Source organism: Halomonas sp. 328 (assembly GCF_015645095.1).
In the GTDB taxonomy this organism is placed as follows: Bacteria; Pseudomonadota; Gammaproteobacteria; order Pseudomonadales; family Halomonadaceae; genus Bisbaumannia.
The window spans coordinates 155,259-181,973 of the sequence record NZ_JADOTW010000003.1 but is presented as its reverse complement, the minus strand read 5'-3'; the positions used below and the strand labels follow the sequence as shown (position 1 = coordinate 181,973).

Below are 26,715 nucleotides of genomic sequence, written 5' to 3'. Positions count from 1 at the left end.
CGAACTTGGCAAGAGTGACGAGAGAGGCAAGCCGCTTCACCAGTAGATTATAGGGAGAGGAAGAACAGGATCAGCGGCGGCGAACTTGGCAAGAGTGACGAGAGAGGCAAGCCGCTTCACCAGTAGATTATAGGGAGAGGAAGAACAGGATCAGCGGGGGTGAGAGCAGCGAGAGAATAAACCCGCTGACCACGGCGATGGGCACGCAGGCCACGCCGCCGTGTTGCTGGATCACCGGCAGGGTGAAGTCCATGGAGGTGGCGCCGCCATAGCCGATGGCCAGGGCCGTATGGCGACGGATCAGCAGCGGGATCAGCAGGAAGGCCAGCAGTTCCCGGGCCAGGTCGTTGAAGAAGGCCACGCCGCCGAGCAGGGGGCCGAGCTGGTCGCCGATCAGGATCGCCGAGAGGGAGTACCAGCCGAAGCCGGCGGCCATGGCCAGGCCCTCGCCCCAGCCCAGGCCCAGCAGGGGCGCGGCCAGCAGGCCCGCCAGCAGGGAGCTCGCCGCCAGGGTGGTGGCGATGGCCAGGCCGAAGCGATTGAGCAGGATCTGTCGCAGCGGCATGCCGGAGTTCCTGAGCTGGCAGCCGATCAAGGCCAGCAGGGCATAGAGCACCCACTCGGCCAGGGTCTCGGCCCGCAGGAACAGCGCCTCGCCGAGCCAGGCGCCCGCGATCAGCCCCACCACCACGCCGAGGATCACCACGCCGACCAGGGCCAGGGAGCCGCCGAGGGCGGCCAGCTTGCTGGTCGGGGCACCGTCCACCACCCGGGAGGTGCCGGCGGTCAGCCCCAGGCGGCGGGAGAGCCACCACAGGGCCAGCAGGTTACAGGCGGCGGTCACCGCGAAGAGGGTCAGGGCCTGGCCGCCCATCCGCGATAGCTGGCTGGCCAGGTTCTCCAGGCCCGCCAGGCCGACCCCCATCAGCAGCAGGATCACATAGACCGAGGCGCTCACCCCGCGGTTGATCCACCCCAGCAGCCCGGTATGGCGCACCGGTACCAGGTAGCCCAGCAGCAGGGGCAGCAGCACGATCAGCAGGCCGGCAAGCATGACATCTCCATCGCAGGGGGCTGGCGCCCCGGAAAAGGGGCCTACTTTAGCGATGGGTGCAAATAAAAAGAAATGATTTTCCCTGATGCCCGATAAGTCGGTCTACTGGCTATTCACTCCTGGATCTCCAGGGCCTCCAGTCGCATGCGGCTCTGGCGTTCTCCGTCCCGTCGGTACTCCACGTCCAGCAGCAGGCCGGGCAGCCGGGGGTGGAAGGCGAAGAGCAGGCGGCGCTCCGGGGTCTCCGGATTCCAGGCCTCCAGGCGCAGGGCGTCCAGCGTCTCGCCGTCGGGCAGTCGCTGGGGAGCGGAGGGCAGGGGGCGGTAATCGAGGCGCTCCTCGCGGCCCTTGTGATCGACGAAGCGAATCGTACAGGGGGGCTCGGCCTGGCAGTGGCCGTTGGCGGCGCGCCGGGAGAGCTCGATCAGCGCCGCCTGGCGGTCGGGCAGCTCGCGCAGGTCGTCGTGTCCCAGGCGGTAGGTGCCGCCGATGCCCATCAGGCGGTAGCCGCTGCTGTAGGCGCTGGCGGCCAGGCTCTCGCCGTCCAGACGAAAGCGGCTGCGCTCGTGGCCGGAGGCCAGGCGGATGCCGGCTCGCATTTCGCTCTCCCACCAGTCGCCGTGGCGGCTCAGCCGATGGCTGACCCGGGCATTGGGCCAGCCGCTGACCTCCAGGCGGTAATCGGCGACGAAGGGGCGCGGCTCTAGCGCATCGGCCCGGGCCGGGGCGGCGGCCAGCAGGGCCGTCACCAGCAGGGCCGACATGAGCCAAATGGTCGGGTGGCTTCGAGACGGGTAGTACATGGTGACTCCTTTCCCTGGGGTGGGGGCCGAACTAAGAGTCTCGCCTCGTCACCGCGTTCCCACCAAGCGCGACATTGCTCACTCTCTGCACGTTTCGCCGTGACGTTAGCCGATCTCTTGACGCAGCCGCTCCAGCCCCGGGCTCAGTGTGACCGGGTAGTCGTCCTCCGGGGCCTCCCGGGGCGCGAGGCATCGGAGCGAGGCGGGCAGGGCCGCCAGGGCCGCGGCGACCCGCTCCCGGGCGCTATCGGCCAGGGCTATCAGCTCGTCGTCGACGCCTCCCTCCTTCACCAGGGGCACCAGCAGGGGGGCGCCCTCGATGCCTGCTTCGTCGTGGCGGGCCAGGGTATCGCCGACCAGGCGGCCCTCGGCGTCCCGGCGTCGATAGACCTGCTTGGCGCCGGGCAGGCTGATCTTGCCGGGAGAGTGCTTGACCCGTGGCCGGCCGGCATAGGCCACCAGCTTGTAGGAGAGGTCGATCACCGGGGCATCGGCGCTGACCCCCAGCTGGGTGCCGACGCCGAAGGCGTCGATGGGGGCGCCCTGGGCCAGCAGGTCGGCGATCCGCCACTCGTCCAGGCCGCTGCTGGCGATGATCTTCACGTCTCCATGGCCCGCCGCATCGAGCCGTTGTCGGGCACCCCTGGCCAGGGCGCCCAGGTCACCGGAATCGAGGCGAATGGCCGCCACCGAGAGCCCGGGCTCGGCGGCCAGCAGGGCGACCAGCCAGTCGACCCCGGCCAGAGTGTCGTGGGTGTCCACCAGCAGGGTGGTGTTCGGGTAGTGACGGGCGAAGGCGGCGAAGGCCGCGGTCTCGTCGTCGTGGGCAAGGATATAGCTGTGCGCCATGGTGCCGCGCAGCGGCAGGTCGTGGCGCAGGCCGCCCAGCACATTGCTGGTGCCCTCCAGGCCGGCGCTGCGGTAGGCGCGCACCCCGCGCACGGCGGCATCGATGCCATGCATGCGGCGCAGGCCGAAGTCCACCACCGGGCGGCCCCGGGCAGCGATCAGCAGGCGCACCGCCTTGGAGGCCAGCAGCGTCTCCAGCTGCACCAGGTTCATCAGCAGGCTCTCCAGCAACTGGGCCTCGGCGATGGGGGCCTCCACCTCGAGGAGCGGTTCGTCGGCGAACACCGGGGTGCCCTCCGGCAGGGTGCGGATCTCCCCGGTGAAGCGCCACTCCCCGAGCCAGTCGAGGAAGGCCGCCTCGAAGTGCCCGGTGGCGGCCAGTAGGGCCAGTTGGGCCTCGCCGAAGCGCAGCCGGGCCACCCGGGCCGCGGCGTGCTGCTGGCCGCAGGCCAGCATAAAGCGTCGGGTGGGCGGCAGCCGGCGGAAGAAGAGGCTGAAGGTGGCCCGCTCGTGCATCGCCTCCTTCCAGTAGGCCTGGGTCATGGTCAACTGGTAGAGGTCGGTGAGCAGGGCCAGCTCCGCCTCCGAGACGTCGAGGGGCGCGCTCATTCGAGCACCTCGACGCCGGCGTGGCGCAGCTCATCGAGGCAGGCCTGGCGGCCCGAGGGCGCCACCGCCGCGCTGGCGTCGGCCAGCAGCACGGTGGCGAAGCCCGCCGCCGCGGCGTCCAGGGCGGTGGCGCGGACGCAGACGTCCAGGGCCAGGCCGCAGACCACCACCCGGCGCACGGCATGGCGTTGCAGGAAGCCGGCCAGGCCGGTGCCATCGAAGGCGGAGTAGGCGTCGCTATCGAAGGCGCAGGCCTTGCTGACCCGCACCGTCCCCTCGGGCAGGACCAGGTCGGGATGGAAGGCGGCACCGAGGGTGTCCTGGATGCAGTGGGGCGGCCAGGGGCCGCCCTGTTCCCGGAAGCTGACGTGCTCCAGGGGGTGCCAGTCGCGGCTGGCCACCACCCGGGCGCCGGCCTCGTCGGCGGCGGCCATCTCGGCATTGATGGCGGGGACCAGGGCATCGCCACCCGCCACGGCCAGGGCGCCGCCCTCGCAGAAGTCGTTCTGCATATCCACCACCAGCAGGGCGGTGTCGGGGCCATAGGTCACGCGAGTCATGGGAAGCCTCCCGAGTCTCCTGGCGTGTACCTATCAGCCTACGCCGCGTCGGCGGTGCTGTGTAGGGGCCTTCTGATCTCGAGGCTCGGGGCTAACCTGGGGGTAGGCCGTCGCGGGGCGCTGTAAACCCCTCCTTGGGCGCTACTTTTGCCATCCCTGGCAAAAAACCCCCGCTCCATCCTACCCCCAGCGCCCCTTAGCAATTCCAGCAAGGCCATCTCGATTCACCAACATCCCAAGCCGTCGACCGAGCCCAGGGGAAAACGGGATATCAATAGCCGGCGGCGGGATCCACGGTGGCCTGGGGGCGCCCCGCCTCGAAGGCCTCGAGGCTTTCCACGACCTGATCCAGGGCCGCGCCCAGGGGGGTGGGGCCGGCCATATGGGGCGTCACCCAGATACGCGGATGCGTCCAGAGTGGACTGTCGGCGGGCAGCGGTTCCTCCGGGAAGGCATCGAGGATGGCGCCGCGCAGCCGGCCTTCGGCGTCGCCGGGCCCCAGGGCCGCGAGCAGCGCCGCCTCGTCGATCAGGCGGCCGCGGCCGGGGTTGATCAGGCTGGCCCCTTCCGGCAGGCGTGCCAGGGCCCGGGCATCGATCAGCCGGTCAGTGGCCGGGGTATCCGGCAGCAGTAGCACCAGGCTCATCACCTCGCCCAGCAGGGCCTCGAGCCCGGCCTCGCCATGGTGGCACGCGATGCCGGCCAGCGCCTTGGGGGTGCGGCTCCAGCCGTGCACCGGGAAGCCGTCGGCGGCCAGGGTCTCGGCCACCCTGGCGCCGATGGCCCCCAGCCCCAGCACTCCCACCGGCCAGTCGGCCTTGTCCACCATGGCGTGTTCGCGCCACTCGGCGCGGGCCTGCTGGCGGCCGTAGCGGTCGAAGTCGCGCTGGAAGTGCAGCACCCCGTAGCACACATAGTCGGCGATGGGGCCCGCCATGCCGGCGTCGCGTAGCTTGACGATGGGCACGTCCGCCGGCAGGCCGGGGTTGCCGAGCAGGGCATCCACCCCGGCCCCCAGGTTGACGATGCCCTTGAGGCGGGTCTGTTCGCGAAGCAGGGCCGCGCCGGGTTTCCAGGCCACCAGGTAGTCGGCGTCGCGGCGCTCCGCCGCGGGGGCGGCGCTGGTCACTACCGCCGCGCCGGGCAGCCTTCGGGTCAGGGCATCGCGCCACCGTTCGGCGTCATCGCTATGGACCAGGACCTTCATCAACACCTCCTTAGTAGACGATCTGCATCATGGGGGGCGGGGCCTCCTCCAGCAAGGCCGATAGCCGAGTCAGGCCCTCGCGCAGCCGATCGATATCCTGCTCCGCCCCCAGGCTCAGGCGCACTCGCCGGGGCGGCGGGGTCTGTTCCACCATGAAGGGCACCGCCGTGGTGATGGATAGCCCCTCCTGCTCGGCCTGCTGCTGCAGCTCTTCGGCGCGCCACGCCTGGGGCAGGGAGAGCCATAAGTGCAGGCTGCTGGGCCGCGACTGGAAGGGGTGGCCGGCGAAGATCCCGGCGGCCAGGCGCTGGCGCTCGGCGAGCAACTCGCGCTGCTCCAGGGCGAGGGTCTCCAGGGTGCCGTCGGCCAGCCACAGGTCGGCCAGCTCGAAGATCAACGGCGTGGCCATCCAGCTGGTCGCGCGCAGCCGCGGCAGGGTGTGATGGACCTGCTGGCGGGGCACGCTCAGGTAGCCGGCGCGCAGTCCCGGCAGGGTCGCCTTGGTCAGGCTGGTGACATGAAAGCCCTGGCGGGGCAGGCGGGCACAGAGCGGCGTCAGGCCGGGGGGCTCCAGCAGGGCATGGACGTCATCCTCTATCAGCCAGACCCCGTGGCGCGCCAGCACCTCCGCCACGGCGTCGCGGCGTGCCTCGCTCATGGTGGCGCCGGTGGGGTTGAGCTGGGTGGGGGTCAGGCACACCGCCCGGGGGCGAAAGCGCCGGCAGGCGGCCTCCAGGGCCTCGGGGACCACGCCCTCCGCATCGATGGTGATGCCGCGCAGCTGAAAGCCCAGGGTGCGGGAGAGGGCGATCAGGCCGTGATCGGTCAGGGCCTCGGTCAATACCAGGTCGCCGTGCTGGACCACGGTGGCGATGGCCAGCATCAGGCCATGGGCGGCGCCGTTGCAGAGGATGCGCTCCTCGACGCCGCCGGGGACCTTGAGGCGCCCCAGCAGCCAGTCGTTGGCGCGCTCGCGCTGGTGGGACAGGCCGGCGATGGGGCGGTTGGCGGCCAGCACATCGGGATGCGCGCGCTCGGCCAGCTCCACCAGGGCGTCGCGGAAGCGTCGATGATGGCGGGGCGGGCAGACCGGGTGAGCGATGGAGAGATCGATCAGCGGGTTCTCCAGGCGCGGCTCGGGGCTGCGCAGATACTCCGACTCCCGGGCATCGTCCAGGGCATTGACCCAGGTGCCGCTCCCTACCCGGGCCTGCACCAGGCCCAGTTTCTCGGCCTGGGCATAGGCTCGGGAGACCGTCTGCACGCTGACGCCCAGGGCCTCGGCCAGCTGGCGGTGGGGCGGCAGCCGGCTGCCCGGGGGCAGCTCGCCCTGGCGGATCGCCTCGGCCAGGGCCTGGGCGATATCCAGGTACTTGGGGCCCTCGTTACTGAGGTAGGGAGTCAGGTCAATTGTCATGATCCAATAAAGCCTTTGACGGGGAGCTCGGCGCCAATGCTAGTATCCACCCTAAGGTGATTGACCGGCAATTGTCATGCAAAATGTTATGAAAAATCATGACAATTATAACCCCCGGTTTGCTAGGGAACGGCTGACTTACGTCGCGAGCGAAGAGAGGTTGGCCGCTGCCGGAGCACAGAAACCAGAGCCTAGGCGGTACTAGGTGAGGATTTCGAGCACCGCCAGTGGTCAAGATATCGAGCGCAGCAATAAATCAACGTTTCCTAGAGGCACCCAGCGGCTCGGCGGCCATCAATGGAGGGCCGACCGGTTTCGGCGATCTTCGATGGATTTCACGACGCCATGATCGAGGTTTCACTGCCCTTTACCCGTGAGGAGTACGCCAACCGCCTGTGGAAGGTGCGTACCGAGATGGCCAATCGGGGGATCGATATGCTGCTGATCAGCGATCCCTCCAACATGGCCTGGCTGACCGGCTATGACGGTTGGTCCTTCTATGTGCACCAGTGCGTGCTGCTGGGTCTGGAGGGCGAGCCGGTCTGGTATGGCCGGCGCATGGATGCCAATGGGGCCCTGCGCACCTGCTGGATGGATCCGGACAACATCACCTACTACCCGGATTACTATGTGCAGAATCCGGACATGCACCCCATGGATTACCTGGCCCAGTCGATCATCCCCGACCGCGGCTGGCACCAGGGGGTGATCGGCATGGAGATGGACAACTACTACTTCTCCGCCAAGGCCTACCAGAGCCTGTTGCGGGAGTTGCCCCATGCCCGCTTCCTGGACGCCAACTCCCTGGTCAACTGGTGCCGGGCCATCAAGTCGCCCCGTGAGGTGGAGTACATGCGGGTGGCGGCGAAGATCGTCGAGGGCATGCATACCCGGATTCTCGAGGTGATCGAGCCGGGGCTGCCCAAGAGCAAGCTGGTCTCGGAGATCTACCGGGTCGGTATCGAAGGCTGGACCGACCCGAGTGGCCGGGTATTCGGCGGCGACTACCCGGCCATCGTGCCCATGCTGCCCACCGGCAAGGACGCGGCGGCGCCTCACCTGACCTGGGACGACACCCCCTTCCGCCGGGGCGAGGGCACCTTCTTCGAGATCGCCGGGGTCTACAAGCGCTACCACGCGCCGATGTCGCGCACCGTCTTCCTGGGCAAGCCGCCCCAGGACTTCATCCGCGCCGAATCGGCGCTGCTCGAGGGCATCGAGAACGGCCTGGCGGTGGCCAAGCCCGGCAACCGCACCGCGGACATCGCCATGGCCCTGGGCGCGGCCATGGACAAGTACGGCTTCGACCGCGGCGGCGCCCGCTGCGGCTACCCCATCGGCATCAGCTACCCGCCGGACTGGGGCGAGCGCACCATGAGCCTGCGTCCCTCCGACGAGACCATCCTCGAGCCCGGCATGACCTTCCATTTCATGCCGGGGCTCTGGGAGGATGAGTGGGGCCTGGAGATCACCGAGAGCATCCTGATTACCGAGACCGGCTGCGAGACCCTGGCCAACTTCCCGCGTCAGCTATTTGTCCGCTAGGCGCTAGATCCGCCAGCGCTTGAAGAGAACAAGGAGTCCTAGACCATGACCCAGCGTCCCAGCCGAATGCGGCCTAGCCCCATTTCCGCCACCGTGGATTTCACCGCGGAGGGCGTCCAGCATGGCTACCTGAAGCTGCCGATCTCCAACGACGACTCGGCCTGGGGGGCGGTGATGATCCCCATCGCCGTGATCAAGAATGGCGAGGGTCCCACCGCCCTGCTCACCGGCGGCAACCACGGCGACGAATACGAGGGCATCACCGCCCTGCTCAAGCTGGCCAGTGAGCTCAAGGCCGAGGATATCCAGGGCCGGGTGATCATCGTGCCGACCATGAATGCCCCGGCGGCCCAGGCCGGCAAGCGCACCTCGCCCCTGGATGGCGGCAACCTCAACCGCAGCTTCCCCGGCGACCCGGACGGCAGCGTCACCGAGCAGATCGCCGACTACTTCACCCGTGAGCTGGTACCGCTCTCCGACGTGGTGCTCGACCTCCACTCCGGCGGCAGCACCCTGGATATCGTGCCCTTCGCCGCCTCCCACCACCTGGAGGACAAGGCCCTGCAGCGCCGCGCCCTGGAGGGCGCCATCGCCTTCGGCGCCCCCACCGCCATGCTGATGTTCGAGCTCGATGCCACCAAGCTCTTCGATACCGCGGTGGAGAGCCAGGGCAAGGTGTTCGTGGCCACCGAGCTGGGCGGCGGCGGCACCACCACCCCGGAGCGGATGGCCATCACCGAGCGCGGCATCCGGAACTTCCTGATCCATTTCGGGTTGATGGACGGTGAGGTGACGCCCCCCGCCGAGCCCCAGGTCTATGTGGATATGCCCGATGCCAGCTGCTATGTGCAGAGCGAGCACAGCGGCCTGCTGGAGCTCACCGTGGCACTCGGCGAGCGGGTGACCCGGGGCCAACTGCTCGCCCGAGTGTATGACCTGACCCGCACCGGCGCGGCCCCGGTGGAGTACCATGCCGGCCGCGATGGTATGCTGGTGGCACGTCGTTTCCCCGCACGGGTCAATATGGGGGACACCATCGCGGTGATCGCCGAGGTCGTCGACCGACTCGAGGCCTGACCACCACTGTTATCCCCGGGGCTACCCTGGGGACGGCCCCGGAAGGCCGGACCCTCGCAAAGCGCGATAAACCCGTCCATGGGCGCTCGGCATTCTCGTCCCTGATAATGACGCTTTGCTCTAGTCCGTCCCCGGCGCCCCTCAGCGATTCCTACTGTGAGAGCTTGGCCGAGGAGCCTAATGAAGCTTGACCGTTACGATCTGAAGATCCTCGAGATCCTGGCCAGGGATGGCCGCATCACCAAGTCGCGCCTGGCCGAGTGCATCAACCTCTCGGTCAGCCCCTGCTGGGAGCGGGTCAAGCGCCTCGAGAAGGCCGGCATCATCGAGGGCTATGGGGCGCGGATCAATGCCCGGGTGCTGGTCAAGCGCACCCCGGTCTGGGTCCAGGTGGAGCTCAAGGCCCATAACGCCGAGAGCTTCCAGCGCTTCGAGAAGGTGGTGCGCGACACCCCCGAGGTCACCGAGTGCGTGGCGGTGGGCGGCGGCGTCGACTACCTGCTCAAGGTGGAGGCGGACTCCATCGATGCCTACCAGCGGCTGATCGACGGCTGGCTCACCTCCGAGGTGGGGATCGAGCGCTACTTCACCTATATCGTCACCAAGCAGGTCAAACAGGCGCCGCCGCCCCTGGAGCTGGCGCCCCAATAGCCTTCGTCGACGGGCCCAGAAAAACTTCCTGTGGCCCGCCGGGAGACAAAAAAAACCGCATCATCCCGCGGCCCTATCGAAAAGTCTCCCTCGCCCCTAGCCCTTACCCTGAGCACATGGACGGTTCGATGCCGTCGACGTGATTCGACCACCGTGGCGGCCCGCCGCCACGTCGTCAGGGGAGGTGACCCATGAAGCTCAACGATCCGCGCCTACTGCGCCAGCATGCCTACGTGAACGGCAAGTGGACCCATGGCGATGGCGGCCGCGAGGAGGCCGTGGTGGATCCCGCCACCGGCGAGACCCTGGGGCATATTCCCTGGCTGGAAGCCGAGCAGATCCGCGGCGCCGTGGATGCCGCCGAGGCCGCTTTCGTGCACTGGCGGGCGCTGCGCGCCGACGAGCGCTGCGAGCGCCTGCTGGCCTGGTACGACCTGATTCAGGCCAACCGCGAGGACCTGGCCATCATCATGACCCGGGAGCAGGGCAAGCCGCTGCCCGACGCCCGCGGCGAGGTGGAGTATGGCGCCAGCTTCGTGCGCTGGTTCGCCGAGGAGGGCAAGCGCACCTATGGCGAGACCATTCCCAGCCATATTCCCAATGCCGCCCTGGGCACCCTCAAGGAGCCGGTGGGCATCGCCGCCCTGATCACGCCCTGGAACTTCCCGCTGGCGATGATCACCCGCAAGGCCGCCGCGGCCCTGGCCGCCGGCTGCCCGGTGATCGTCAAGCCCGCCGGCGAGACGCCCTTCTCGGCGCTGGCCCTGGCCGAGCTCGCCGAGCGCGCCGGGATCCCCGCCGGCATCTTCAATGTGGTGCTGGGCGAGCCCGCCGAGGTATCGGAGATCCTGTGTGCCGAGGCACGGGTCAAGGCGCTGTCGTTCACCGGCTCCACCCGGGTCGGACGCCTGTTGCTGGAACAGAGCGCTCCTACCGTCAAGCGGGTCTCCCTGGAGCTGGGCGGCAACGCGCCCTTTATCGTCGGCCCGGACATGGACCCCAGGGAGGCGGCCTTCGCCGCCGTGGCGGCCAAGTTCCAGACCGCGGGGCAAGACTGCCTGGCGGCCAACCGTATCCTGGTCCACGAGTCGATCCATGACGACTTCGTGGCCCACTTCGCCAGTCGCATGGCGGCCCTGACCCTGGGCAACGGCCTGGAGCCGGAGGTGGACCTGGGCCCGCTGATCCACGGCCAGGCGGTGGACAAGGCCTCGGCCATCGTCGACGACGCCCTCTCCCAGGGCGCCACCCTGGTGGCCGGCGACCAGTCCCAGGCCCCGGGCCCCAACTTTTTCGTGCCCACCCTGCTCACCGGGGTGACGCCGAAGATGAAGGTGTGGCGCGAGGAGAACTTCGCTCCGGTGGCCGGCGTGACCGCCTATGGCGATGACGACGAGGTGATCGAGCTGGCCAACGATACCGAGTATGGTCTGGCGGCCTATGTCTACACCCATGACATTCGCCGTATCTGGAAGCTGCTTCGGGCCCTCGAATACGGCATGGTCAGCGTCAACTCGGTGAAGATGACCGGCCCCCCCGTGCCCTTCGGCGGCGTCAAGCAGTCCGGGCTGGGCCGCGAGGGCGGCAACACCGGGATCGACGAATACCTGGAGACCAAGTACTACTGCCTGGGGGCCCTGGGCTCCGTCTCTGGTAGTTGAGCTTGCTGCGCTCGGCCATACGGCGTTGGCTCTTGATTCGAACATGCTCATTTACAGAACGTAAACTCCGCTGTTCTCATCAAGATCCGCCTTGTCTGGTCTTCGCTCGCAGAGCCCTCGAGATGAGTGGTTTTATTGAATTCGATGAACATTCTCCCCGGCGGGACGCCGGGGAGCCTAGCCAAGAGAGAACAGCCATGAGCCTGCATCAGCAACTGATCGACCGCGACCGCAAGGTCACCTTCCACGCCTCCACCCACCTGCGCGACTTCGCCCATGGCGATGCGCCGGGCCGGGTGATCACCGGCGGTCAGGGCATCACCATCGTCGACAAGGACGGCCGCGAGTTCATCGACGGCTTCGCCGGGCTCTACTGCGTGAACATCGGCTATGGCCGCAGCGAGGTGGCGGAGGCCATCTACGAGCAGGCCATGAAGCTCTCCTACTACCACACCTATGTGGGCCACTCCAACGAGCCGCAGATCGAGCTCTCCGAGAAGATCCTCGAGCTGGCCGGCCCCGGCATGTCCAAGGTCTACTACGGCATGTCCGGCAGTGACGCCAACGAGACCCAACTGAAGATCGTGCGTTACTACAACAACGTCCTGGGGCGTCCGCAGAAGAAGAAGGTGATCTCGCGGATGCGCGGCTACCACGGCTCGGGCATCGCCTCCGGCTCCCTGACCGGGCTCAAGGCCTTCCACGATCACTTCGATCTGCCCATCGAGACCATCCGCCACACCGAAGCGCCCTACTACTACCACCGGGCCGCCGAGCAGCAGGGCATGACCGAGCGGGAGTTCTCCGCCTACTGCGCCCAGAAACTGGAAGAGATGATTCTCGCCGAGGGCCCCGAGACCGTGGCCGCCTTTATCGGCGAGCCGGTGCTGGGCACCGGCGGCATCGTGCCGCCGCCGGAAGGCTACTGGGAGGCGATCCAGGCGGTGCTGGCCAAGTACGACGTCCTGCTGATTGCCGATGAAGTGGTCTGCGGCTTCGGGCGCATCGGCGCCGACTTCGGCAGCCACCACTACGGCATCAAGCCGGACCTGATCACCGTCGCCAAGGGCCTGACCAGCGCCTACCAGCCGCTCTCCGGGGTGATCGTCGGCGATCGTGTCTGGCAGGTGCTGGAACAGGGCACCGGCGAGTTTGGCCCCATCGGCCACGGCTGGACCTACTCCGGCCATGCCCTGGGCTGTGCCGCTGGCCTCGCCAACCTGGCGATCATCGAGCGGGAGGGCCTGACCCAGAACGCCGCCGAGACCGGTGCCTACCTGCAGAGCCAGATGCAGGCCGCCTTCGGCGATCACCCCATCGTCGGCAACGTGCGTGGTGTGGGCCTGCTGGCGGCCCTGGAGTTCTCCGCCAACCCGGCCAAGCGCGAGCACTTCGACCCGGCCCTCAAGATCGGCCCGCGCATCGCCGCCGCGGCCATGGACGAGAACCTGATCGCCCGGGCCATGCCCCAGGGAGACATCCTCGGCTTCGCGCCGCCGCTGACCATCAGCCGCGCCGAAGTGGACGAGGTGGTGGCCCGCGCCAAGCGTGCCGTCGACAAGGTGGCCGACGAGCTGACCCGCAGCGGCGAACTCAAGGCCAGCTAAGCCGAGCAAGCAGGCAGGCGCTGGGGGAGCTCCCCCCGGCGCCTTTTTTATGACGGTGACGAGCGCCGGTGGCGGCTTTGCCCGGCATCGCCATACTGAAAGCATTTCCGGGAGGTGAATCGCCCATGCCTCGATCCGAGTCCGATATCGACCTGGCGATGATCTATGCCGCCCGCCGACGTTTGGCGGGCCGGGTGGTGCGCACGCCCCTGGTCCGCTCCCGGGCGCTGTCGCGGCGCTTCGACGCCGAGGTCTATCTCAAGCTGGAGACCTGCCAGCCCACCGGCGCCTTCAAGCTGCGTGGCGCCACCCATATGCTCGGTGCCCTGATCGAGCGCCATGGCCGGGAAGCCCTGGCCCGGGGCGTGACCACCGCTTCCACCGGCAACCATGGCCGGGCGGTGGCGTATGCCGCCGCCGAGCTGGGGATTCCGGCGGTGATCTGCCTCTCGAGCCTGGTGCCCGACAACAAGGTCGCCGCCATCCGTGACCTGGGGGCCGAGGCGCGGCGCTGTGGTGCCAGCCAGGACGCGGCCTTCGAGGAGGTGGCGCGGCTGGTGGCGGAGGAGGGCATGACCCTGATCCCGCCCTTCGACGATCCGTGGATCGTCGCCGGCCAGGCGACCATCGGCCTGGAACTGATGGAGGACCAGCCGGCGCTCGATCGGGTGATCGTGGGGCTCTCCGGGGGCGGGCTGCTGGGCGGTATCGGCGCCGCCATCAAGGCGATTCGCCCCGCCACCCGGATCACCGGGGTCAGCCTCTCGGCGGGGGCGGCCATGTGGGAGAGCCTGCGGGCCGGCCATCCCGTCGAGGTGGAAGAGGTGGCGAGCCTGGCGGACTCCCTGGGTGGCGGCATCGGCCGCGACAATCGCTGCACCTTCGCCCTGGTGCGACGGGTCATGGACGACCATTATCAGGTCTCGGAGGCGGCCATCGCCGCGGCCATGGTTCGCCTGCTGGAGGAGGAGAAGCTGCTGGTGGAAGGCGCCGCGGCGGTGGGCCTGGCGGCCATCGAGGCCCATGGGCTGGAGATCCGCGGCGAGCGGGTGGCGCTGATCCTCTCCGGCAACGGGGTATCGCTCGAGACCTTCGATCGCGCCCGGGCCCTGGCCAGCTCAGGGGGCGCTCGGCATTCTCGTCCCTGATAATGACGCTTGGCTCTTGCTGGCCCTCGGCGCCGCTTATCCTGGTGGCGACCCTCGGCCGGCGGGTCACTCTGGCGACGGCTTTGTGTTTGGCAAAGGAGGAGTGCGATGCAGCTTTTCTATCGAGATGCGATTCGCCAGGCCGTGGGCCTGGACCTCGAGGCCCTGGCGGCGGTGGAGGACGGTTTCGCCGCCCTGGGGCGCGGCGAGGTGGTGCAGCCACCGATCCTCTCCATGGCCATCGAGGAGGCCAACGGTGAGGTGGACGTCAAGACCGCCCATATCCGCGGCGCGGCGCGCTTCGCCATCAAGGTCAGCCCCGGCTTCTTCGACAACCCCGGGCTGGGGCTGCCCAGCCTCAATGGCCTGATGCTGGTGCTCTCCGCCCGGACCGGCCTGGTGGAGGCGGTGCTCTTCGACGAGGGCTACCTGACCGCGATACGCACCGCCCTGGCCGGGGCCATCGCCGCCAAGCACCTGTCGCGTCCCGACAGCCGTCGGGTGGCGGTACTGGGCGCCGGCGAGCAGGCCGAGCTGCAGGTGCAGGCGCTACGCCTGGTGAGGCCGATCGAGCGGGTGGACGTCTGGGCGCGGCGCCACGAGGCGGCCGATGCCCTCACTCGCTGCCTCGAGGGCCAGGGGCTCGAGGCCCGCGCCCACGACAGCGTGGCCGCGGCCTGCGCCGCGGCGGATATCGTGATCACCACTACGCCATCGCGCCGTCCCATCCTGCATGCCGGGGAGCTCCCCGAGGGGGTGCATGTCACCGCCATGGGCTCGGACGGCCCCGACAAGCGGGAGCTGGACGAGTCGGTGCTGCACCTGGCCAGCGCCTTCGTCTGCGATAGCCGGGCCCAGAGCGAGAGCAACGGCGAGCTCAAGGCCCTGGCGGCGAGGGGCGAGCCGCCATTCCGTGTCTATGAACTGGGGCGGGTGATCGCCGAGGGCTGGGAGCTGCGCAGTTCGCCCCGGGATATCACCGTCTGCGACCTGACCGGCACCGGGGTGCAGGACACCGCCATCGCCAACTTCGCCCTGGCGCGCCTGGCCCGGGTCGGCGACTGAGTCTCGGGCCCCGGCCCGGGCTCGGTTGATTGGGCGTGACCCGGCCGCCTTGAGACGGAGCCGGGGCTGGCCCATGCTGGATGGCACCCTGTACTGTCCTGGAGTCACATCCTATGCGTCGGGTTATCGCCTTCGATGTCTATGGCACCCTGATCGATCCCCACGGGGTGGTCGCCGAGCTGGAGGACCTGCTCGGCGATCGCGCCCTGGCCTTCTCCCAGCGCTGGCGGGACAAGCAACTGGAGTACAGCTTCCGCCGCGGCCTGATGGGCGCCTACGTGGATTTCGCCCAGTGCACCCGGGAGGCCCTGGAGTTCACCGACCGCGCCTTCGGCGGCCCCCTCAGCGAGCTCCAGCTGGATCGCCTGATGACCCACTATGGCCGCCTGCCGGCCTATCCCGAGGCCGCCGCCGCCCTGGCGCGGCTGCGCCAGGCGGGCATCACCTGCGTGGCCTTCTCCAACGGTTCTCGGGAGACGGTGGCCGCGCTGCTGGCCCAGGCCGGCTTGGCCGAGGCCTTCGACGACATCGTCAGCGTCGACGAGATCAAGCGCTTCAAGCCCGACCCCGCCGTCTATGCCCATCTGCGTTACCGCCTGGAGGCCCCGGCGGAGGCCACCTGGCTGGTCTCCAGCAACCCCTTCGACGTGATCGGTGCCCGCCATGCCGGCCTGCATGCGGTCTGGGTGCGGCGCCTGGCGGAGGCCCCCTTCGATCCCTGGGGGGGCGAGCCGGACCTGACGGTTACCGACCTGGAGAGCCTGGCCGAACGCCTGATCGGTCTCGCCGACTGACGTCCCGGGTGATCTGCTCGACCCTGATCGCCCAGGCCTTCCAGGCGGTGCGCTATCCGATCCTGCCGATCGAGGCGCTTCCCGAGAACGAAGCCCCCGGCCGAGCGCTGACCTCAAACCGAGAGCTCGATCAGGCGCCCCCCGGCGGCCTCGGCGTCCTGGTGATCGTGGGTCACCAGCAGGCTGGGCAGGCCCGCCTCGCGCAGGTGTTCGAAGACCCAGTCGCGCATCTCCTGGCGCAGCTGGGTATCGAGCTTGGAGAAGGGCTCGTCGAGCAGTACCGCCCTGGGCTCGGAGAGCAGCAGGCGCATCAGTGCCACCCGCGCCTTCTGGCCCCCGGAGAGGGTCGCCGGGTCGCGATCCCCGAAGTCCGCAAGACCGAGATGGGCCAGGGCCGCCTCGACCCGGGCGCGCTTGTCGCGGCGGTGGCGGGGCAGGCCGAAGCGCAGGTTGTCGGCCACCGAGAGGTGGGGAAAGAGCAGCGGGTCCTGGAACAGCAGGCCGATGCCGCGCCGCTCGGCGGGCAGCCCCTGGATGGCGACGCCATCCAGGATCACTTGGCCGCTGGCCGCGAACGCCTCGTCCAGGAAGCCCGCCAGGTAGGCCAGCAGGGTCGACTTGCCGGAGCCCGAGGGGCCCATCACGGTAAGCACCTCGCCGGGGCCGATCCGGGCATCCAGTGCCACCAGGAGGGCGCCGTCGAGGGCGATGGAGACGTCATGGAGGGCGAGGTGGTGGGTCTGGGTCATAGGGTGTCTCGCATGCCGCGTCGATGGGACCAGAGTAGCCGGGGCAGGCCCACGGCCAGGGTGAAGCCCACCAGGGGCAGGCTGGCCTGGACCAGGGCCCAGACGCCGATGATGCGCCGGTTGCCGCCGGCGGCCAGGGCCACCGCCTCGGTGGTCACGGTGGTGATGCGTCCGGCGCCCAGCAACTGGGTGGGCAGGTACTGGCCGATGCTCACCGCCAGGCCCACGGCGCTGGCGGTGAGTATCGGGGCCAGCAGCAGGGGCAGGCGCACCCGCCAGAACAGCGACCCGGGGGAGGCGCCCAGGGTGCGGGCCAGCTGCGACCAGCGCGGATCGAGGCGCCGGTAGGCCTCGGCGAGGGAGAGGTAGACATAGGGCAGCACGAACAGCAGGTGGCCGAAGATCACCAGGCCGTGGTGGGGACGGGTGCCCAGGTACTCCATGACCACCACCAGGCCGAACAGGAAGGCGATCTGCGGCACGATCAGTGGCAGATAGAGCAGCCACAGCGCCCGGGAGGGGCGGTGGCCGATGCGCTGCTCGTTCTCCAGGGCGGCCAGCACCAGCACCAGGGCCAGCAGGGTGGCGCCGAGGGCGATAAGGGCGGTGGAGGCGAGCGGGTCGGCGAGCTGCGGCAGCACCCGGAGCCAGTGTTGCAGGGTCAGCCCCTGGGGCCAGGCCTCGGGAAAGCGCCAGAAGGCGGCCACCGAGTTGAGGGCCAGGCTGGCCAGCCCGACGAAGGCGGTCAGGGTGGTCAGCAGGATCAGGCCGCGGCCGGCCAGGCGCAGCGGCACCTCGCCGCGGCGGCGGCCACCCCGGGCGATCCAGCCGCGCATCAGCCAGGCCCCGAGGCGTTCCAGGCCCCACCAGGTGAGCAGGGCGCTGGCGGTGAGGCCCAGCTGCAGGATGGCGCCGGCGGAGGCCAGGAAGCGGCGATCGAGGTCCGGGTCGTTGAACCACTGCAGGATCGACACGCTGAGCACCGGAGGCAGGGTGGGGCCGAGGATCAGGGCCACGTCCACCACCGAGGAGGCGTAGGCGATCACCGCATAGACCGGCAGACGGATCAGCGGATAGAGGGCCGGCGCCACCACCTTGAACCAGGCCAGGGTCGGCCGATAGCCCAGGGAGCGGGCCATGGCCAGGCGCCGCTGGGGGTCGAGCTGGGGCAGCGCCGCCAGGCTCATCAGCAGAAGGAAGGGCACCTCCTTGAGGATCAGGCCGGCCATCAGCGAGAGCCCCCAGGGATCCTGGACGATCAGCAGGTCCGGCGGGCGCTCCCAGCCGGTGAGGCCGGGAGAGACCAGCCGCAGCAACAGCCCGGAGGGAGCGATCAGGAAGGCCAGGCCGAAGGCCGCCGCGGCATGGGGAAGGGAGAGCAGCGGCGAGACCAGGCGGCGGATCCAGCGATCCAGGCGGCTGCCGCTGGCCGCCGCCAGGAACAGCAGCACGATGGCCAGGGAGACCGCGGTCGTGGCCAGGCCGCTGGCGAAGCTGACCGCCATGGAGCGCCAGATGCCGGGCTGGTCGAAGAGTTGCCGCCAGGGGGCGAGGCTCAGGCTATCGCCGCCGAGGGCCGGCAGGTAGCCGAAGGCGGGCAGCAGCGCCATCAGCAGGCCGGCCAGGATGGGGCCGGCCAGCAGCAGGACGATCAGGGGCGGAACCAGGCGCAGGATCATGGCCGAGTGTCACTCCGGGGCGTACCGCCCCTCATTGACCCACGTAGCGCCGTTGCCAGGCCGCCTCCAGGGCGTCCACCCAACTGGGGTGGGGCTGGCCGAGCAGCTCGCCGAGCGCCTCCGGGGGCAGGGTGGCGATCCCCAGGTCGATCTGCGCGAAGCGGGCGCGCTCGTCTTCCTCGAGGCGCTCCATGGCGAGTACGGTGCCGCTGCCCCAGATCACCGGGTCCTGCTTCCGGGCCTGGGCCTCGGGGGAGAGCAGGAAGTCGGCGACCACCATGGCGCCGGCCTTGTGCTGGGCGTTGTAGGGGATCGCCAGGAAGCTCAGGTTGCCGATCATGCCGCCGTCGTGGACATAAGTGCGCACCGTCTCGGGCAGCTCGAAGTTGGCGATGGCGCCGGAGGCCTCGGTGGTGCTGAAGGAGAGGCCGATGGCGATCTCGCCGTCGCCCATCAGGCGGCGCAGCTCGGCGCTGTTGGCGGGGAAGGCGCGGCCGCCGCGCCACAGGTGGGGATGCAGGGCGTCGAGGAACTCCCAGAGCGGGGCGGTCAGGGCGTCGAAGTCGCTCTCCTCCACCGGGGCGTAGAAGGGGGCGGTCTCCTCGGCGAGCTCCAGCATGGCCTGGGTGATGAAGGCGTTGCCGAGGAAGTTGGGCACCCGGGCATAGGTGAAGTCGCCGGGGTTGGCCCGGGCCCAGTCGAGCAGCTCCGGCATCGACCTGGGGTGGTCATCGACCAGGGCGGTGTCATAGTAGAAGACCACCTGGGAGCTGCTCCAGGGCGCCTCCAGGCCATCCACCGGGATCGTCCAGTCGTAGCGTACCGCCGGGGAGTTCTCCGGGTCGGTGAGGGGGTAGTGGGGCAACTGCTCCGACCAGGGGCCGAACAGCAGGTCATTGGCCTTCATGGTGGCGAAGTTCTCGCCGTTGATCCAGATCAGGTCCACGTTGCCGCGCTCGTCATTGCCGGCCTGGCGCTCCGCCAGCACCCGTGAGACCGCCTCGGCGGTATCGCCCAGCTTCACATGGGTCAGGGTGATGTCATAGCGCTCCGCGACCCGGTCGGCGGTCCACTGGATATAGTCATTGATGCGCTCCTCGCCGGCCCAGGCATACCAGAAGACCTGCTGGCCGCGGGCCTCGTCGAGCACCGCCTCCCAGTCATGGGGATCCGGGGCGGCCTGGGCGGAGGTCAGGCCGACCAGGCCGAGGGCCAGCAGCAGGGGGGATCGAAACATGGGTAAGGCTCCTTGCGGGTTAGTCCTGGGGGGCGAGGGCGTGGGCGCGGGCCAGTAGGCCGCTGCCGACCAGGCGCAGGTGCTCATGGGCCAGGCCGGTATCGGCCAGGGGCACGATGGCGTCATGGGCGAGTCCTGGGAGCCGGGCCCCGAGGGCCTCGGCGAGGCCGGCCTGGGGACGGGATTGCTCGATGCGATTGGCGGGCTGCGTCACGGCGTTACCTGATGGCGAACGAGGTTTATGGCGTCTGATGCCACCTGAGTCGTCACTCGCCCCGTTACCTTACATCACTCGCCTGCATCAGGGTGTGATAGCCGCCCCAGAGGCGTGTGGCGGTGGTGATCAGGCAGGCGATGGCGAACAGCGTCGCCAGGATGACGAAGTGCTGGGGAAACAGGCAGAAGAGCACGAAGGCCAGGATGGTCTCCGTGCCCTCGGTGAGGCCATGCAGGTAGTAGAAGGCCTTGTTGGGAAAGCGCGGCCGCTGCAACTGGTGGCGATTGGCCATGATGGCGAAGGCCAGGAAGGAACTGCCCGTGCCGATAAAGGCGAACAGCAGCAGGGCGGCGGCGAGCGCATTGTCCGCGGGGTTGGCCAGGGCGAAGCCGAAGACCACGGCGCCGTAGAAGACGAAATCGAGGCCGATATCGAGAAAACCGCCGGCATCGCTGGTGGTGTCGCCGAGCCGGGCCAGGACGCCATCCAGGCCATCGCCGAGGCGGTTGAGGAGGATGACGACCAGGGCCGGGAGGTACCACTCCAGGGCCAGCAGGGGCAGGGCCAGCAGGCCGATCGCGAAGCCGGTGACCGTGACCTGGTTGGCGCTGATGCGACGCGCCAGCAGCCAGCGGGCACTGCCCTCGAGCAGGTCTTGCGCCAACGGCATGGTCCAGCGATCCAGCATGAGCACGAATCTCCTTGAGGGGGCTGATATAGGGTCGGGCGCTTCCGCCCTTCCTTACCCTGTCGTCCATGATTGTACATTAGCAGCACCTCGTACAACTCCAGCGATGGGCACCTGCATGGCCAAGGTGCGCCATCTCGGCCGTCTGATCGACTGTAAGGTTCGTGACGCTTAGGCGACAGAGCACCAGGACCCTGGACTCCGACTCGGGGAGCTCCCCCTGGCGAGGTGCTTATGCGACGACTCCTGCTGACGACAGCGCTTCTCGGTTTCCTGGTCGGCGGCTCGGCCCTGGCCGGGCCGCCGACCCAGGCGCCGCCCCAGGTGGCGGTGGCGCACTCCCTGGAGAGCTTCCGCGCCGCCCTCCAGTCGGGAGGGCCCGGCAAGGATGGCATTCCCTCCATCGACCGGCCCCGATTCCTGAGCGCCGACCAGGCACGGCTGAGCGATGACGAGATCGTTATCGGCCTCTATCGCCAGGGCGAGGCGCGGGCCTACCCCCAGCGCATCCTGGTGTGGCACGAGATCGTCAATGACGAGCTGGGCGGCGAGGCCCTGAGCATCACCTACTGCCCCTTGACCGGCACCGCCCTGGGCTTCAAGCGGGGGGCGACCCAGCTCGGGGTCTCCGGCAAGCTGGTCAACAGCAACCTGGTGATGTACGACCGGGCCACCGACAGCGAGTGGCCGCAGATCCTCGGCGTGGCCATCGATGGCCCCCTGGTCGGCCAGGGGCTGGAAGAGGTGCGCCTGATCTGGACCACCTGGGGGCAGTGGCGGGCCCGCTATCCCGAGACCCGGGTGCTCTCCGAGCAGACCGGCTATGTGCGCAACTATCGCCGCGACCCCTACGGAAGCTACGTCCCCTTGGGCGGCTACTACCTCCCCGAGAGTCGTCGCCTCTTCCCTGTGTTGAATCGCGACGACCGCTTTCCCCCCAAGACGATGATCTTCGGCGTGCGCACCGTCCAGGGGGCCCTGGCCGTCGATCGTCGGGCCCTGCGTGAGGAGCGAGTGATCGAGACCCGGTTGGGCGAGGAGTCCCTGGTGTTGATCCACGACCCCGGCCTGGATACCGCCTGGGCCTTTCGCAATCCCCGCGGCCTGAGCCTCGATGCCGATGCTCTGAATTTCACGCCGGAGGGCGTGCGTGGCCCGGGCATCGAGGCCCTGGAGCCCCTGCACGGCTTCGAGGCCATGTGGTTTGCCTGGGCCGCCTTCTATCCCGACACGTCCCTCTACCCGGAGCAGACTCCATGAGTGTCTTCAGGAACCGCCTGATGGCCCGTCCGGCGGCGCTGCTGGCGTTAGCTATCATGGCCATGAGCTATGCGCTGGCCTACCTCTGGTTGACCGGCGACCTGGCCGGTGGTGGCTGGGGCGGCTGGGAGGCGAGCTTCCCCGCCTGGGAGCGCCTGTTCGAACGGCGCGGCTTCCTGCAGTTCGAGCCGGTGGGCCGGATCATGCTGGGCAGCCTGGTATGGACCTTCAGCCCCCTCAATACGCTAGTGGCCCTGGCGATGGGGGGACTGCTGGGGCTCAACCTGCTGGCGGCCTGGTGGGTATGGCGCTCGCCCCGGGTGTGTGGGGTGGGTGGCTCCGCCGGCGGCATCCTGGCGGCGATTCCGGCCCTATTGGTTGGTGGGGCCTGCTGCGCCCCCCTGGTGCTGATCTGGCTGGGCCTGCCGATCGCCGGTGCCGTGGTGGGCCTGACGCCACTCCTGATTCCCCTGGCCCTGGTGCTAATGCTGGCCGGACTCTGGGTCATGAGCCGGCGCCTCGACGCGAGCGGCTAGGCGACGAGCGTGACAGGTCACTCCCTGTCGGACTCCTCTTCCTGAGGGCAGCGTTCCCCATCCAGGCGCTGGCCGGCCTGGTGCAGCAGCTCGAACTGGCGGTTGCACTGCTTGCAGGCACCACACATGGAGAGGTGAAAGGTCAGCGATACCTTCTCTGTCCAGCTAAGTGGGCGATCGAGGCGCTGTGACATCAGCTCGGTGGCCCGCTTGCACATCATCATGACTTATCCTCCGCTAACCATCCCTTCTCCACACAAGCCCGCAATCGCAGCCGGGCACGATGCAGGATGACCCAGCAGTTATTTTCCTTGATTCCCGTTTCTCGGCAGATCTCTTCCGTCGATAGGCCCATCAGTTCCCGCAGGGAGAAGACCCGGGCGATATTCTCGGGAAGGGCGATCATGCAGCTATCGAAGACCTGCCAGAAATGCTCCTGGTTCAGGGCGCCTTCCGGGTCTCCCCAGTCCGCGGGCCGGGCCGATGGCTGCCAACGACCACTCTGCTGAAATTGCCGGTCGATGGCCTCTTCATCTAGCTCTTCCTCCAGGGGGCGCCAGTGACCACGGCGCTTCTGTTCGCGCAGGCTATCGAGAATCTTGTACTTGAGGATGCCGAAGACCCAGGTCTCGTAGCCGGAGCGCCCCGAGAAACTGGCATCCTTGTCGATCGCCGCGGCCAGGGCCTCCTGAACGGCATCTTCCGCCAGGGAATGATCTCTCAATTGAAGTCTGGCGAATGAGAGCAGGCGTGGCCTGACCGCCGAGAGTCGCCGCATTCGCTCCTCTCTGTCATTGGGTGAAACGGGAATACTCGTTTCCATGGCTACCTCTCTCGATAGGGTGAGGTGTTGTCGTTTTTTCACGAAGAGGATGACACCCGGCGCGGCATCCTCCAGCGAGTTTCTGAACCCTGGGCCATATGGCACCAGCCTAGTAGAGCGGCTGGCGCCAGAGGTGGTGGATGATTTTTAGGTGGCCATTTCGTCTCTATTGCTATGCCTGATCGATCTGAGTGGTGAAGGCCGCTGCCTGTAAGGAAGTCCTGATTTCGTAGACAGACAGGGAAGCTTCGCAGAGCGGGGCACTTGCGTGCATCACAACGATAAGACCGAGAAGGAGTCTGGCGATGAAAAAATGGTTTCCTGACACGCGATTCGGAACCTGGGGTTGTACCCTGGCGGGCACGCTTTTGAGTCTCTCCCTGGGCAGCATGGCGCTGCAGGCATCGGCGGACGGCATGGACTATCCCTGTGGGGCGAATCCCTGCGCCGCCATGCAGGTCTGCGCGGCGGCCAACCCCTGCGCCGCGAACCCCTGTGCGGCGGCCAATCCCTGCGCCGCGAACCCCTGTGCGGCGGCCAATCCCTGTGCCGCGAACCCCTGCGCGGCGGCCAATCCCTGCGCCGCGAACCCCTGCGCGGCGGCCAATCCCTGTGCCGCGAACCCCTGTGCTGCGAACCCCTGTGCCGCGAATCCCTGCGCGGCCGACGGCCCGGCCTCTGCCGTCAAGCGCCCCGAGGGCTATGTGCCGGGCTACAGCGAGGAGGAGATGAATGATCCCGAGCTCCTGGCCCGGGGCGAGGCGCTGTTCAACGACCCCAGCCTGAGCACCAACGGGATGTCCTGCGCCAGCTGCCACGGCGGCGACCAGGGCTACCAGGCGACCTTCGAGCAGCCCTATCCCCATCGGGTGGCCATGGGCGAGAACATGTTCGGCATGGAGGTGGTGCATGCCGACGAGATGGTGCAGATGTGCATGGTGGTGCCCATGGCCGCCGAGGCCCTGGGCTGGGACAGCGAGGAGCTGGCGGCGCTCTCCGCCTATGTGGTGGAGGTCCAGCGGCGCTATGCCGGTGAACCCCATAACCTCTGAACCCGGTATCGACCGCGAGCCGGGGGCCTTGCCCCTGGCTCGCGGCCGTCTGATAGTCTGACGAGACACCCGCCGAGGAGCCACCCTATCCATGCTGGAGCCTTTTTCCATCGGTGAGCCGGTAAGTGCTCCCGACCTGTCGACCTATGACCGGGCCGCGTTGCGGCGTTTCCACCAGGCGGCCCGGGAGTCGCTGGATTGCCAGCGCGTGCTGAAAAAAGTGGGGCTCAACCTGGTGGGCGAGTTGCTCAAGGGGCAGGGTCAGTTCGTGCGGCTCGATCACTACCCCAAGGGCGATGTCTACGACCGGGAGACCGGGGGGCAGTACTATTACCATGCCCATCGGGGCGGCGAGCACGGCCACTTCCACCTCTTCAATCGCCCGGCCGGGGACAATCGCCCCGGCAAGGTCAAGACACCCACCCACCTGGTGGCGGTCTCCATGGATGCCTGGGGCCTGCCCATCGGCCTTTTTACCACCAATCGCTGGGTCACCGGGGAGCAGTGGCGTGGCTCCGCGGAGACCCTGGCCCTGGCCGAGACCTTCGCCATCGATCACGCCTGGCCCTCCTGGCCGGTCAACCGCTGGGTCACGGCCCTGGTTAGCGCCTGCCGCCCCCAGCTGGAGGTGCTGCTCGTCCATCGGGATCGCGAAATCGCCCGGCTTCGAGCGGAGGACCCGAAGGTCTTCGAGAACCGCGACATCGAGGTGATCGGGCAGATCCCGCTGGACCTGCCCGCCTGGACCGAGCACCTGGCCACGACCCTGAAGCATCGCGAGGCGTGATGGCGATGGCCCCGGTGCGGCGCCGGGGCCGGGCCGGTCAGCGCGGCGGCTGCCAGGCCAGGGGGGCCAGCTCCTCGTTGAGGGGCGTGTCCACCAGATGGTTGGTGTAGTTGGAGAGGGTCTTGAGGGCACAGGCGATCACCAGTTCGAGGATCTGGCCGCGGTTGAAGCCGGCGGCGAGGAAGGCGTCCATCTCCTCGGGGGCGGCCCAGCCCCGTTGTTCATTGAGGTGGCGGGCGAAGCGCGCCACGGCGGCCAGGCGTGGGTCATTCGGCGTGCCCAGGTCGCGCAGGCGGGCGATCTCCTCCCGCGACACCTGGGCCTTGGCGGCACCGCCGCTATGGGCGGCCACGCAGAAGGCGCAGCCATTGGCGGCGCTGATGGCCAGCAGGGCCACCTGCTGCTCGGCGGGGTTCAGGCTGGTACGGGCGTAGATCTCGTCGAGACTCAGATAGGCCTCCAGCAGTGGCGGGGCCTCGGCCATCTTGGCGAAGATATGCGGCAGGAAGCCCATCTTCTGCTGGGCCGCTTCGAGGCGCGGCCGGGCTTCCGCCGGCGCCGATTCCAGGTCATGCAGGGGAAAGGTTGGCATGGGGAGACTCCTTCTCGGTGGAGGGTGCCCCCAGTCTAGCCGGCGACGGCGACGCGAGACGGTTCCCGGGTCGCTACTTTATGCCCGATCGTCCAGGGTAGTTTGCCCCCCTTGCTGGGTCGGCCCATGGCCCCGTACTCGCTTGTAGGCACGACGGAAGGCCGCCTCGGAGCAGTAACCGACGGCCAGGGAGGCGGCGAGCACGCTGTCGCCCCGAGCCAGTCGCCGGTCGGCGGCCTCCATGCGCAGGCGAACCTGATAACGACGCACGGGCATGCCCACCTGGCGGTGAAAGCGCTCGCAGAGGGCCGAGCGCGACAGCCCCACCCGATGGGCCAGCTCCGCCAGGGGCCACTCCCGCTCCGGGGCCTGGTGAAGCAGGGTGAGTACCTGGCGGATCAGCGGATCGTGATAGGCCATCAGGGTCGGCAGGTCGAGCAGTCCCCGGGAGAGGCAGTGGCGAAGCAGGCGGATCAGCAACGCATTGGCCAGCGCCAGGGCCAGATGGCGACCGCCCGGCAGGGGTTGGCTCAGCTCCTGGGTCAGCATCTTCAGCAGGGCATCCCAATCGGCATCGCGCTCTTCCCGGGTCAGCGCCAGGGCATCCGGTAGCAGCCGGAACCAGGGCGGCGTCAGCTCATCACGAAAACGAAAGCGGCCGCACAGCAGACCGACCCCGGGGCGGCGGCTAGCCAGGGCCAGCTCGCGAACCGGGCGGCCACGCTCGTCGGGCAGGGCACAGAGCTGGTGGCGGCCGTCGCCGGGAAAGAAGACCAGGTCGCCGGCTTCCAGATGGCGACGCTCGCCCCCGGGCAACGCCAGGGTGCAGCGCCCCTCGGTGACCAGGTGAAAGCTGGGCGCGACGGGTTGCTCGTGACTCAGCAACCAGTCGCCGCAGTGCTTGGCGGCATGATAGAACTCGCTGCCCAGGAAATGGGGGGCGAGCAGCTCGGAAAGGGGATCGTCGACCATCCGGGCCTCCAGTCGATAGGCCCGTCAAGCTTACCCGCTTGTCGGCGACTATGCTGGGGCAAGGTGACAGCGGAGG

The 26,715-nt window shown here is 68.6% G+C and carries 27 protein-coding genes; 12 read left to right on the top strand and 15 right to left on the bottom strand.

Annotated features, from left to right (window positions below):
• Positions 1-127: 127 nt before the first annotated feature.
• From IHD13_RS02450 to ehuR, 6 genes are all read right to left on the bottom strand, one after another.
• Positions 128-1,054 carry a lysine exporter LysO family protein gene (locus tag IHD13_RS02450; RefSeq protein WP_195859440.1) on the bottom strand — a complete coding sequence of 309 codons (927 nt, stop codon included), beginning with the start codon at positions 1,052-1,054 and terminating at the stop codon, positions 128-130.
• Positions 1,055-1,167: 113 nt separating this feature from the next.
• Positions 1,168-1,857, bottom strand: coding sequence for a hypothetical protein (locus tag IHD13_RS02445; protein WP_230086089.1), 690 nt, complete (start codon positions 1,855-1,857; stop codon positions 1,168-1,170).
• Between the two features lie 105 nt (positions 1,858-1,962).
• On the bottom strand, positions 1,963-3,315 hold the full coding sequence (locus IHD13_RS02440) for a nicotinate phosphoribosyltransferase (protein WP_195859438.1): 1,353 nt from the start codon (positions 3,313-3,315) through the stop codon (positions 1,963-1,965).
• A complete protein-coding gene (locus tag IHD13_RS02435) occupies positions 3,312-3,875 on the bottom strand; it encodes an isochorismatase family protein (RefSeq protein ID WP_195859437.1) in 564 nt (187 codons plus the stop codon). Before IHD13_RS02435 ends, IHD13_RS02440 begins: the two co-directional genes overlap by 4 nt.
• A 271-nt stretch (positions 3,876-4,146) precedes the next feature.
• Positions 4,147-5,082: a 2-hydroxyacid dehydrogenase gene (locus tag IHD13_RS02430; RefSeq protein WP_195859436.1), complete on the bottom strand. Its 936-nt coding sequence runs from the start codon at positions 5,080-5,082 to the stop codon at positions 4,147-4,149.
• Between the two features lie 10 nt (positions 5,083-5,092).
• Positions 5,093-6,499, bottom strand: a complete 1,407-nt coding sequence (gene ehuR, locus IHD13_RS02425; protein WP_195859435.1) for a MocR-like ectoine utilization transcription factor EhuR — start codon at positions 6,497-6,499, stop codon at positions 5,093-5,095.
• A 345-nt stretch (positions 6,500-6,844) separates the two neighbouring features.
• Here ehuR and doeA point away from each other — a divergent pair, with 345 nt between their 5' ends.
• The 8 genes from doeA (at position 6,845) to IHD13_RS02385 (ending at position 16,047) form a co-directional block, all read left to right on the top strand.
• A complete protein-coding gene (gene doeA, locus IHD13_RS02420) occupies positions 6,845-8,044 on the top strand; it encodes an ectoine hydrolase DoeA (protein ID WP_195859434.1) in 1,200 nt (399 codons plus the stop codon).
• Positions 8,045-8,089: 45 nt separating this feature from the next.
• Positions 8,090-9,121 (top strand): N(2)-acetyl-L-2,4-diaminobutanoate deacetylase DoeB, encoded by a 1,032-nt coding sequence (gene doeB, locus IHD13_RS02415; RefSeq protein WP_195859433.1) that lies wholly within the window; start codon positions 8,090-8,092, stop codon positions 9,119-9,121.
• A 180-nt stretch (positions 9,122-9,301) separates the two neighbouring features.
• Positions 9,302-9,772, top strand: a complete 471-nt coding sequence (locus tag IHD13_RS02410) for an Lrp/AsnC family transcriptional regulator (RefSeq protein ID WP_195859432.1) — start codon at positions 9,302-9,304, stop codon at positions 9,770-9,772.
• Positions 9,773-9,963: 191 nt separating this feature from the next.
• Positions 9,964-11,433 carry an NAD-dependent succinate-semialdehyde dehydrogenase gene (locus IHD13_RS02405; protein ID WP_146802955.1) on the top strand — a complete coding sequence of 490 codons (1,470 nt, stop codon included), beginning with the start codon at positions 9,964-9,966 and terminating at the stop codon, positions 11,431-11,433.
• 197 nt (positions 11,434-11,630) lie between these two features.
• The gene (locus IHD13_RS02400) at positions 11,631-13,040 is read left to right on the top strand and encodes an aspartate aminotransferase family protein (protein WP_195859431.1); all 1,410 of its coding nucleotides are present in this window, start codon (positions 11,631-11,633) and stop codon (positions 13,038-13,040) included.
• Positions 13,041-13,165: 125 nt separating this feature from the next.
• On the top strand, positions 13,166-14,188 hold the full coding sequence (eutB, locus tag IHD13_RS02395; RefSeq protein ID WP_195859430.1) for a hydroxyectoine utilization dehydratase EutB: 1,023 nt from the start codon (positions 13,166-13,168) through the stop codon (positions 14,186-14,188).
• A gap of 108 nt (positions 14,189-14,296) precedes the next feature.
• Positions 14,297-15,253 (top strand): cyclodeaminase, encoded by a 957-nt coding sequence (locus IHD13_RS02390; protein WP_195859429.1) that lies wholly within the window; start codon positions 14,297-14,299, stop codon positions 15,251-15,253.
• Between the two features lie 113 nt (positions 15,254-15,366).
• Positions 15,367-16,047, top strand: a complete 681-nt coding sequence (locus IHD13_RS02385) for a haloacid dehalogenase type II (protein ID WP_195859428.1) — start codon at positions 15,367-15,369, stop codon at positions 16,045-16,047.
• A 113-nt stretch (positions 16,048-16,160) separates the two neighbouring features.
• Here the strand turns inward: IHD13_RS02385 and IHD13_RS02380 are convergent, their stop codons facing one another.
• The 5 genes from IHD13_RS02380 to IHD13_RS02360 form a co-directional block, all read right to left on the bottom strand.
• Positions 16,161-16,796, bottom strand: a complete 636-nt coding sequence (locus tag IHD13_RS02380; protein ID WP_195859427.1) for an ATP-binding cassette domain-containing protein — start codon at positions 16,794-16,796, stop codon at positions 16,161-16,163.
• Positions 16,793-18,475 (bottom strand): ABC transporter permease, encoded by a 1,683-nt coding sequence (locus tag IHD13_RS02375; protein ID WP_195859426.1) that lies wholly within the window; start codon positions 18,473-18,475, stop codon positions 16,793-16,795. The genes IHD13_RS02380 and IHD13_RS02375 overlap by 4 nt, the downstream gene beginning before the upstream one ends.
• A gap of 31 nt (positions 18,476-18,506) precedes the next feature.
• Positions 18,507-19,712 carry an ABC transporter substrate-binding protein gene (locus tag IHD13_RS02370; protein WP_195859425.1) on the bottom strand — a complete coding sequence of 402 codons (1,206 nt, stop codon included), beginning with the start codon at positions 19,710-19,712 and terminating at the stop codon, positions 18,507-18,509.
• Positions 19,713-19,731: 19 nt separating this feature from the next.
• Positions 19,732-19,926, bottom strand: a complete 195-nt coding sequence (locus IHD13_RS02365) for a hypothetical protein (RefSeq protein ID WP_195859424.1) — start codon at positions 19,924-19,926, stop codon at positions 19,732-19,734.
• Between the two features lie 64 nt (positions 19,927-19,990).
• Positions 19,991-20,617 (bottom strand): CDP-alcohol phosphatidyltransferase family protein, encoded by a 627-nt coding sequence (locus IHD13_RS02360; RefSeq protein WP_195859423.1) that lies wholly within the window; start codon positions 20,615-20,617, stop codon positions 19,991-19,993.
• 234 nt (positions 20,618-20,851) lie between these two features.
• Here IHD13_RS02360 and IHD13_RS02355 point away from each other — a divergent pair, with 234 nt between their 5' ends.
• Both IHD13_RS02355 and IHD13_RS02350 read left to right on the top strand, forming a co-directional pair.
• Positions 20,852-21,877: a DUF3179 domain-containing protein gene (locus IHD13_RS02355; protein ID WP_195859422.1), complete on the top strand. Its 1,026-nt coding sequence runs from the start codon at positions 20,852-20,854 to the stop codon at positions 21,875-21,877.
• Entirely contained in the window at positions 21,874-22,413 is a 540-nt protein-coding gene (locus tag IHD13_RS02350; protein WP_195859421.1) for a hypothetical protein, read from the top strand. Before IHD13_RS02355 ends, IHD13_RS02350 begins: the two co-directional genes overlap by 4 nt.
• 17 nt (positions 22,414-22,430) lie before the next feature.
• Here IHD13_RS02350 and IHD13_RS02345 read toward each other — a convergent pair whose 3' ends face one another.
• Together IHD13_RS02345 and IHD13_RS02340 are read right to left on the bottom strand one after the other, a co-directional pair.
• Positions 22,431-22,637, bottom strand: a complete 207-nt coding sequence (locus IHD13_RS02345) for a zf-HC2 domain-containing protein (protein ID WP_195859420.1) — start codon at positions 22,635-22,637, stop codon at positions 22,431-22,433.
• The gene (locus IHD13_RS02340; protein WP_230086088.1) at positions 22,634-23,236 is read right to left on the bottom strand and encodes a sigma-70 family RNA polymerase sigma factor; all 603 of its coding nucleotides are present in this window, start codon (positions 23,234-23,236) and stop codon (positions 22,634-22,636) included. The genes IHD13_RS02345 and IHD13_RS02340 overlap by 4 nt, the downstream gene beginning before the upstream one ends.
• A gap of 368 nt (positions 23,237-23,604) precedes the next feature.
• Here IHD13_RS02340 and IHD13_RS02335 point away from each other — a divergent pair, with 368 nt between their 5' ends.
• On the top strand, positions 23,605-24,288 hold the full coding sequence (locus IHD13_RS02335; protein ID WP_230086087.1) for a cytochrome-c peroxidase: 684 nt from the start codon (positions 23,605-23,607) through the stop codon (positions 24,286-24,288).
• Positions 24,289-24,379: 91 nt separating this feature from the next.
• Entirely contained in the window at positions 24,380-25,075 is a 696-nt protein-coding gene (locus tag IHD13_RS02330) for a DUF6969 family protein (protein ID WP_195859419.1), read from the top strand.
• Positions 25,076-25,112: 37 nt separating this feature from the next.
• Here the strand turns inward: IHD13_RS02330 and IHD13_RS02325 are convergent, their stop codons facing one another.
• On the bottom strand, positions 25,113-25,667 hold the full coding sequence (locus IHD13_RS02325; RefSeq protein ID WP_195859418.1) for a carboxymuconolactone decarboxylase family protein: 555 nt from the start codon (positions 25,665-25,667) through the stop codon (positions 25,113-25,115).
• Positions 25,668-25,745: 78 nt separating this feature from the next.
• Positions 25,746-26,639, bottom strand: coding sequence for an AraC family transcriptional regulator (locus IHD13_RS02320; protein ID WP_195859417.1), 894 nt, complete (start codon positions 26,637-26,639; stop codon positions 25,746-25,748).
• Between the last annotated feature and the right edge of the window lie 76 nt (positions 26,640-26,715).

Excerpts from the sequence above, each read along its gene's own strand:
- IHD13_RS02450 (WP_195859440.1), bottom strand. The coding sequence starts at position 1,054 with ATGCTTGCCGGCCTGCTGATCGTGCTGCTGCCCCTGCTGCTGGGCTAC.
- IHD13_RS02445 (WP_230086089.1), bottom strand. The coding sequence starts at position 1,857 with ATGTACTACCCGTCTCGAAGCCACCCGACCATTTGGCTCATGTCGGCC.
- IHD13_RS02440 (WP_195859438.1), bottom strand. The coding sequence starts at position 3,315 with ATGAGCGCGCCCCTCGACGTCTCGGAGGCGGAGCTGGCCCTGCTCACC.
- IHD13_RS02435 (WP_195859437.1), bottom strand. The coding sequence starts at position 3,875 with ATGACTCGCGTGACCTATGGCCCCGACACCGCCCTGCTGGTGGTGGAT.
- IHD13_RS02430 (WP_195859436.1), bottom strand. The coding sequence starts at position 5,082 with ATGAAGGTCCTGGTCCATAGCGATGACGCCGAACGGTGGCGCGATGCC.
- ehuR (WP_195859435.1), bottom strand. The coding sequence starts at position 6,499 with ATGACAATTGACCTGACTCCCTACCTCAGTAACGAGGGCCCCAAGTAC.
- doeA (WP_195859434.1), top strand. The coding sequence starts at position 6,845 with ATGATCGAGGTTTCACTGCCCTTTACCCGTGAGGAGTACGCCAACCGC.
- doeB (WP_195859433.1), top strand. The coding sequence starts at position 8,090 with ATGACCCAGCGTCCCAGCCGAATGCGGCCTAGCCCCATTTCCGCCACC.
- IHD13_RS02410 (WP_195859432.1), top strand. The coding sequence starts at position 9,302 with ATGAAGCTTGACCGTTACGATCTGAAGATCCTCGAGATCCTGGCCAGG.
- IHD13_RS02405 (WP_146802955.1), top strand. The coding sequence starts at position 9,964 with ATGAAGCTCAACGATCCGCGCCTACTGCGCCAGCATGCCTACGTGAAC.
- IHD13_RS02400 (WP_195859431.1), top strand. The coding sequence starts at position 11,631 with ATGAGCCTGCATCAGCAACTGATCGACCGCGACCGCAAGGTCACCTTC.
- eutB (WP_195859430.1), top strand. The coding sequence starts at position 13,166 with ATGCCTCGATCCGAGTCCGATATCGACCTGGCGATGATCTATGCCGCC.
- IHD13_RS02390 (WP_195859429.1), top strand. The coding sequence starts at position 14,297 with ATGCAGCTTTTCTATCGAGATGCGATTCGCCAGGCCGTGGGCCTGGAC.
- IHD13_RS02385 (WP_195859428.1), top strand. The coding sequence starts at position 15,367 with ATGCGTCGGGTTATCGCCTTCGATGTCTATGGCACCCTGATCGATCCC.
- IHD13_RS02380 (WP_195859427.1), bottom strand. The coding sequence starts at position 16,796 with ATGACCCAGACCCACCACCTCGCCCTCCATGACGTCTCCATCGCCCTC.
- IHD13_RS02375 (WP_195859426.1), bottom strand. The coding sequence starts at position 18,475 with ATGATCCTGCGCCTGGTTCCGCCCCTGATCGTCCTGCTGCTGGCCGGC.
- IHD13_RS02370 (WP_195859425.1), bottom strand. The coding sequence starts at position 19,712 with ATGTTTCGATCCCCCCTGCTGCTGGCCCTCGGCCTGGTCGGCCTGACC.
- IHD13_RS02360 (WP_195859423.1), bottom strand. The coding sequence starts at position 20,617 with ATGCTGGATCGCTGGACCATGCCGTTGGCGCAAGACCTGCTCGAGGGC.
- IHD13_RS02355 (WP_195859422.1), top strand. The coding sequence starts at position 20,852 with ATGCGACGACTCCTGCTGACGACAGCGCTTCTCGGTTTCCTGGTCGGC.
- IHD13_RS02350 (WP_195859421.1), top strand. The coding sequence starts at position 21,874 with ATGAGTGTCTTCAGGAACCGCCTGATGGCCCGTCCGGCGGCGCTGCTG.
- IHD13_RS02345 (WP_195859420.1), bottom strand. The coding sequence starts at position 22,637 with ATGATGATGTGCAAGCGGGCCACCGAGCTGATGTCACAGCGCCTCGAT.
- IHD13_RS02340 (WP_230086088.1), bottom strand. The coding sequence starts at position 23,236 with ATGGAAACGAGTATTCCCGTTTCACCCAATGACAGAGAGGAGCGAATG.
- IHD13_RS02330 (WP_195859419.1), top strand. The coding sequence starts at position 24,380 with ATGCTGGAGCCTTTTTCCATCGGTGAGCCGGTAAGTGCTCCCGACCTG.
- IHD13_RS02325 (WP_195859418.1), bottom strand. The coding sequence starts at position 25,667 with ATGCCAACCTTTCCCCTGCATGACCTGGAATCGGCGCCGGCGGAAGCC.
- IHD13_RS02320 (WP_195859417.1), bottom strand. The coding sequence starts at position 26,639 with ATGGTCGACGATCCCCTTTCCGAGCTGCTCGCCCCCCATTTCCTGGGC.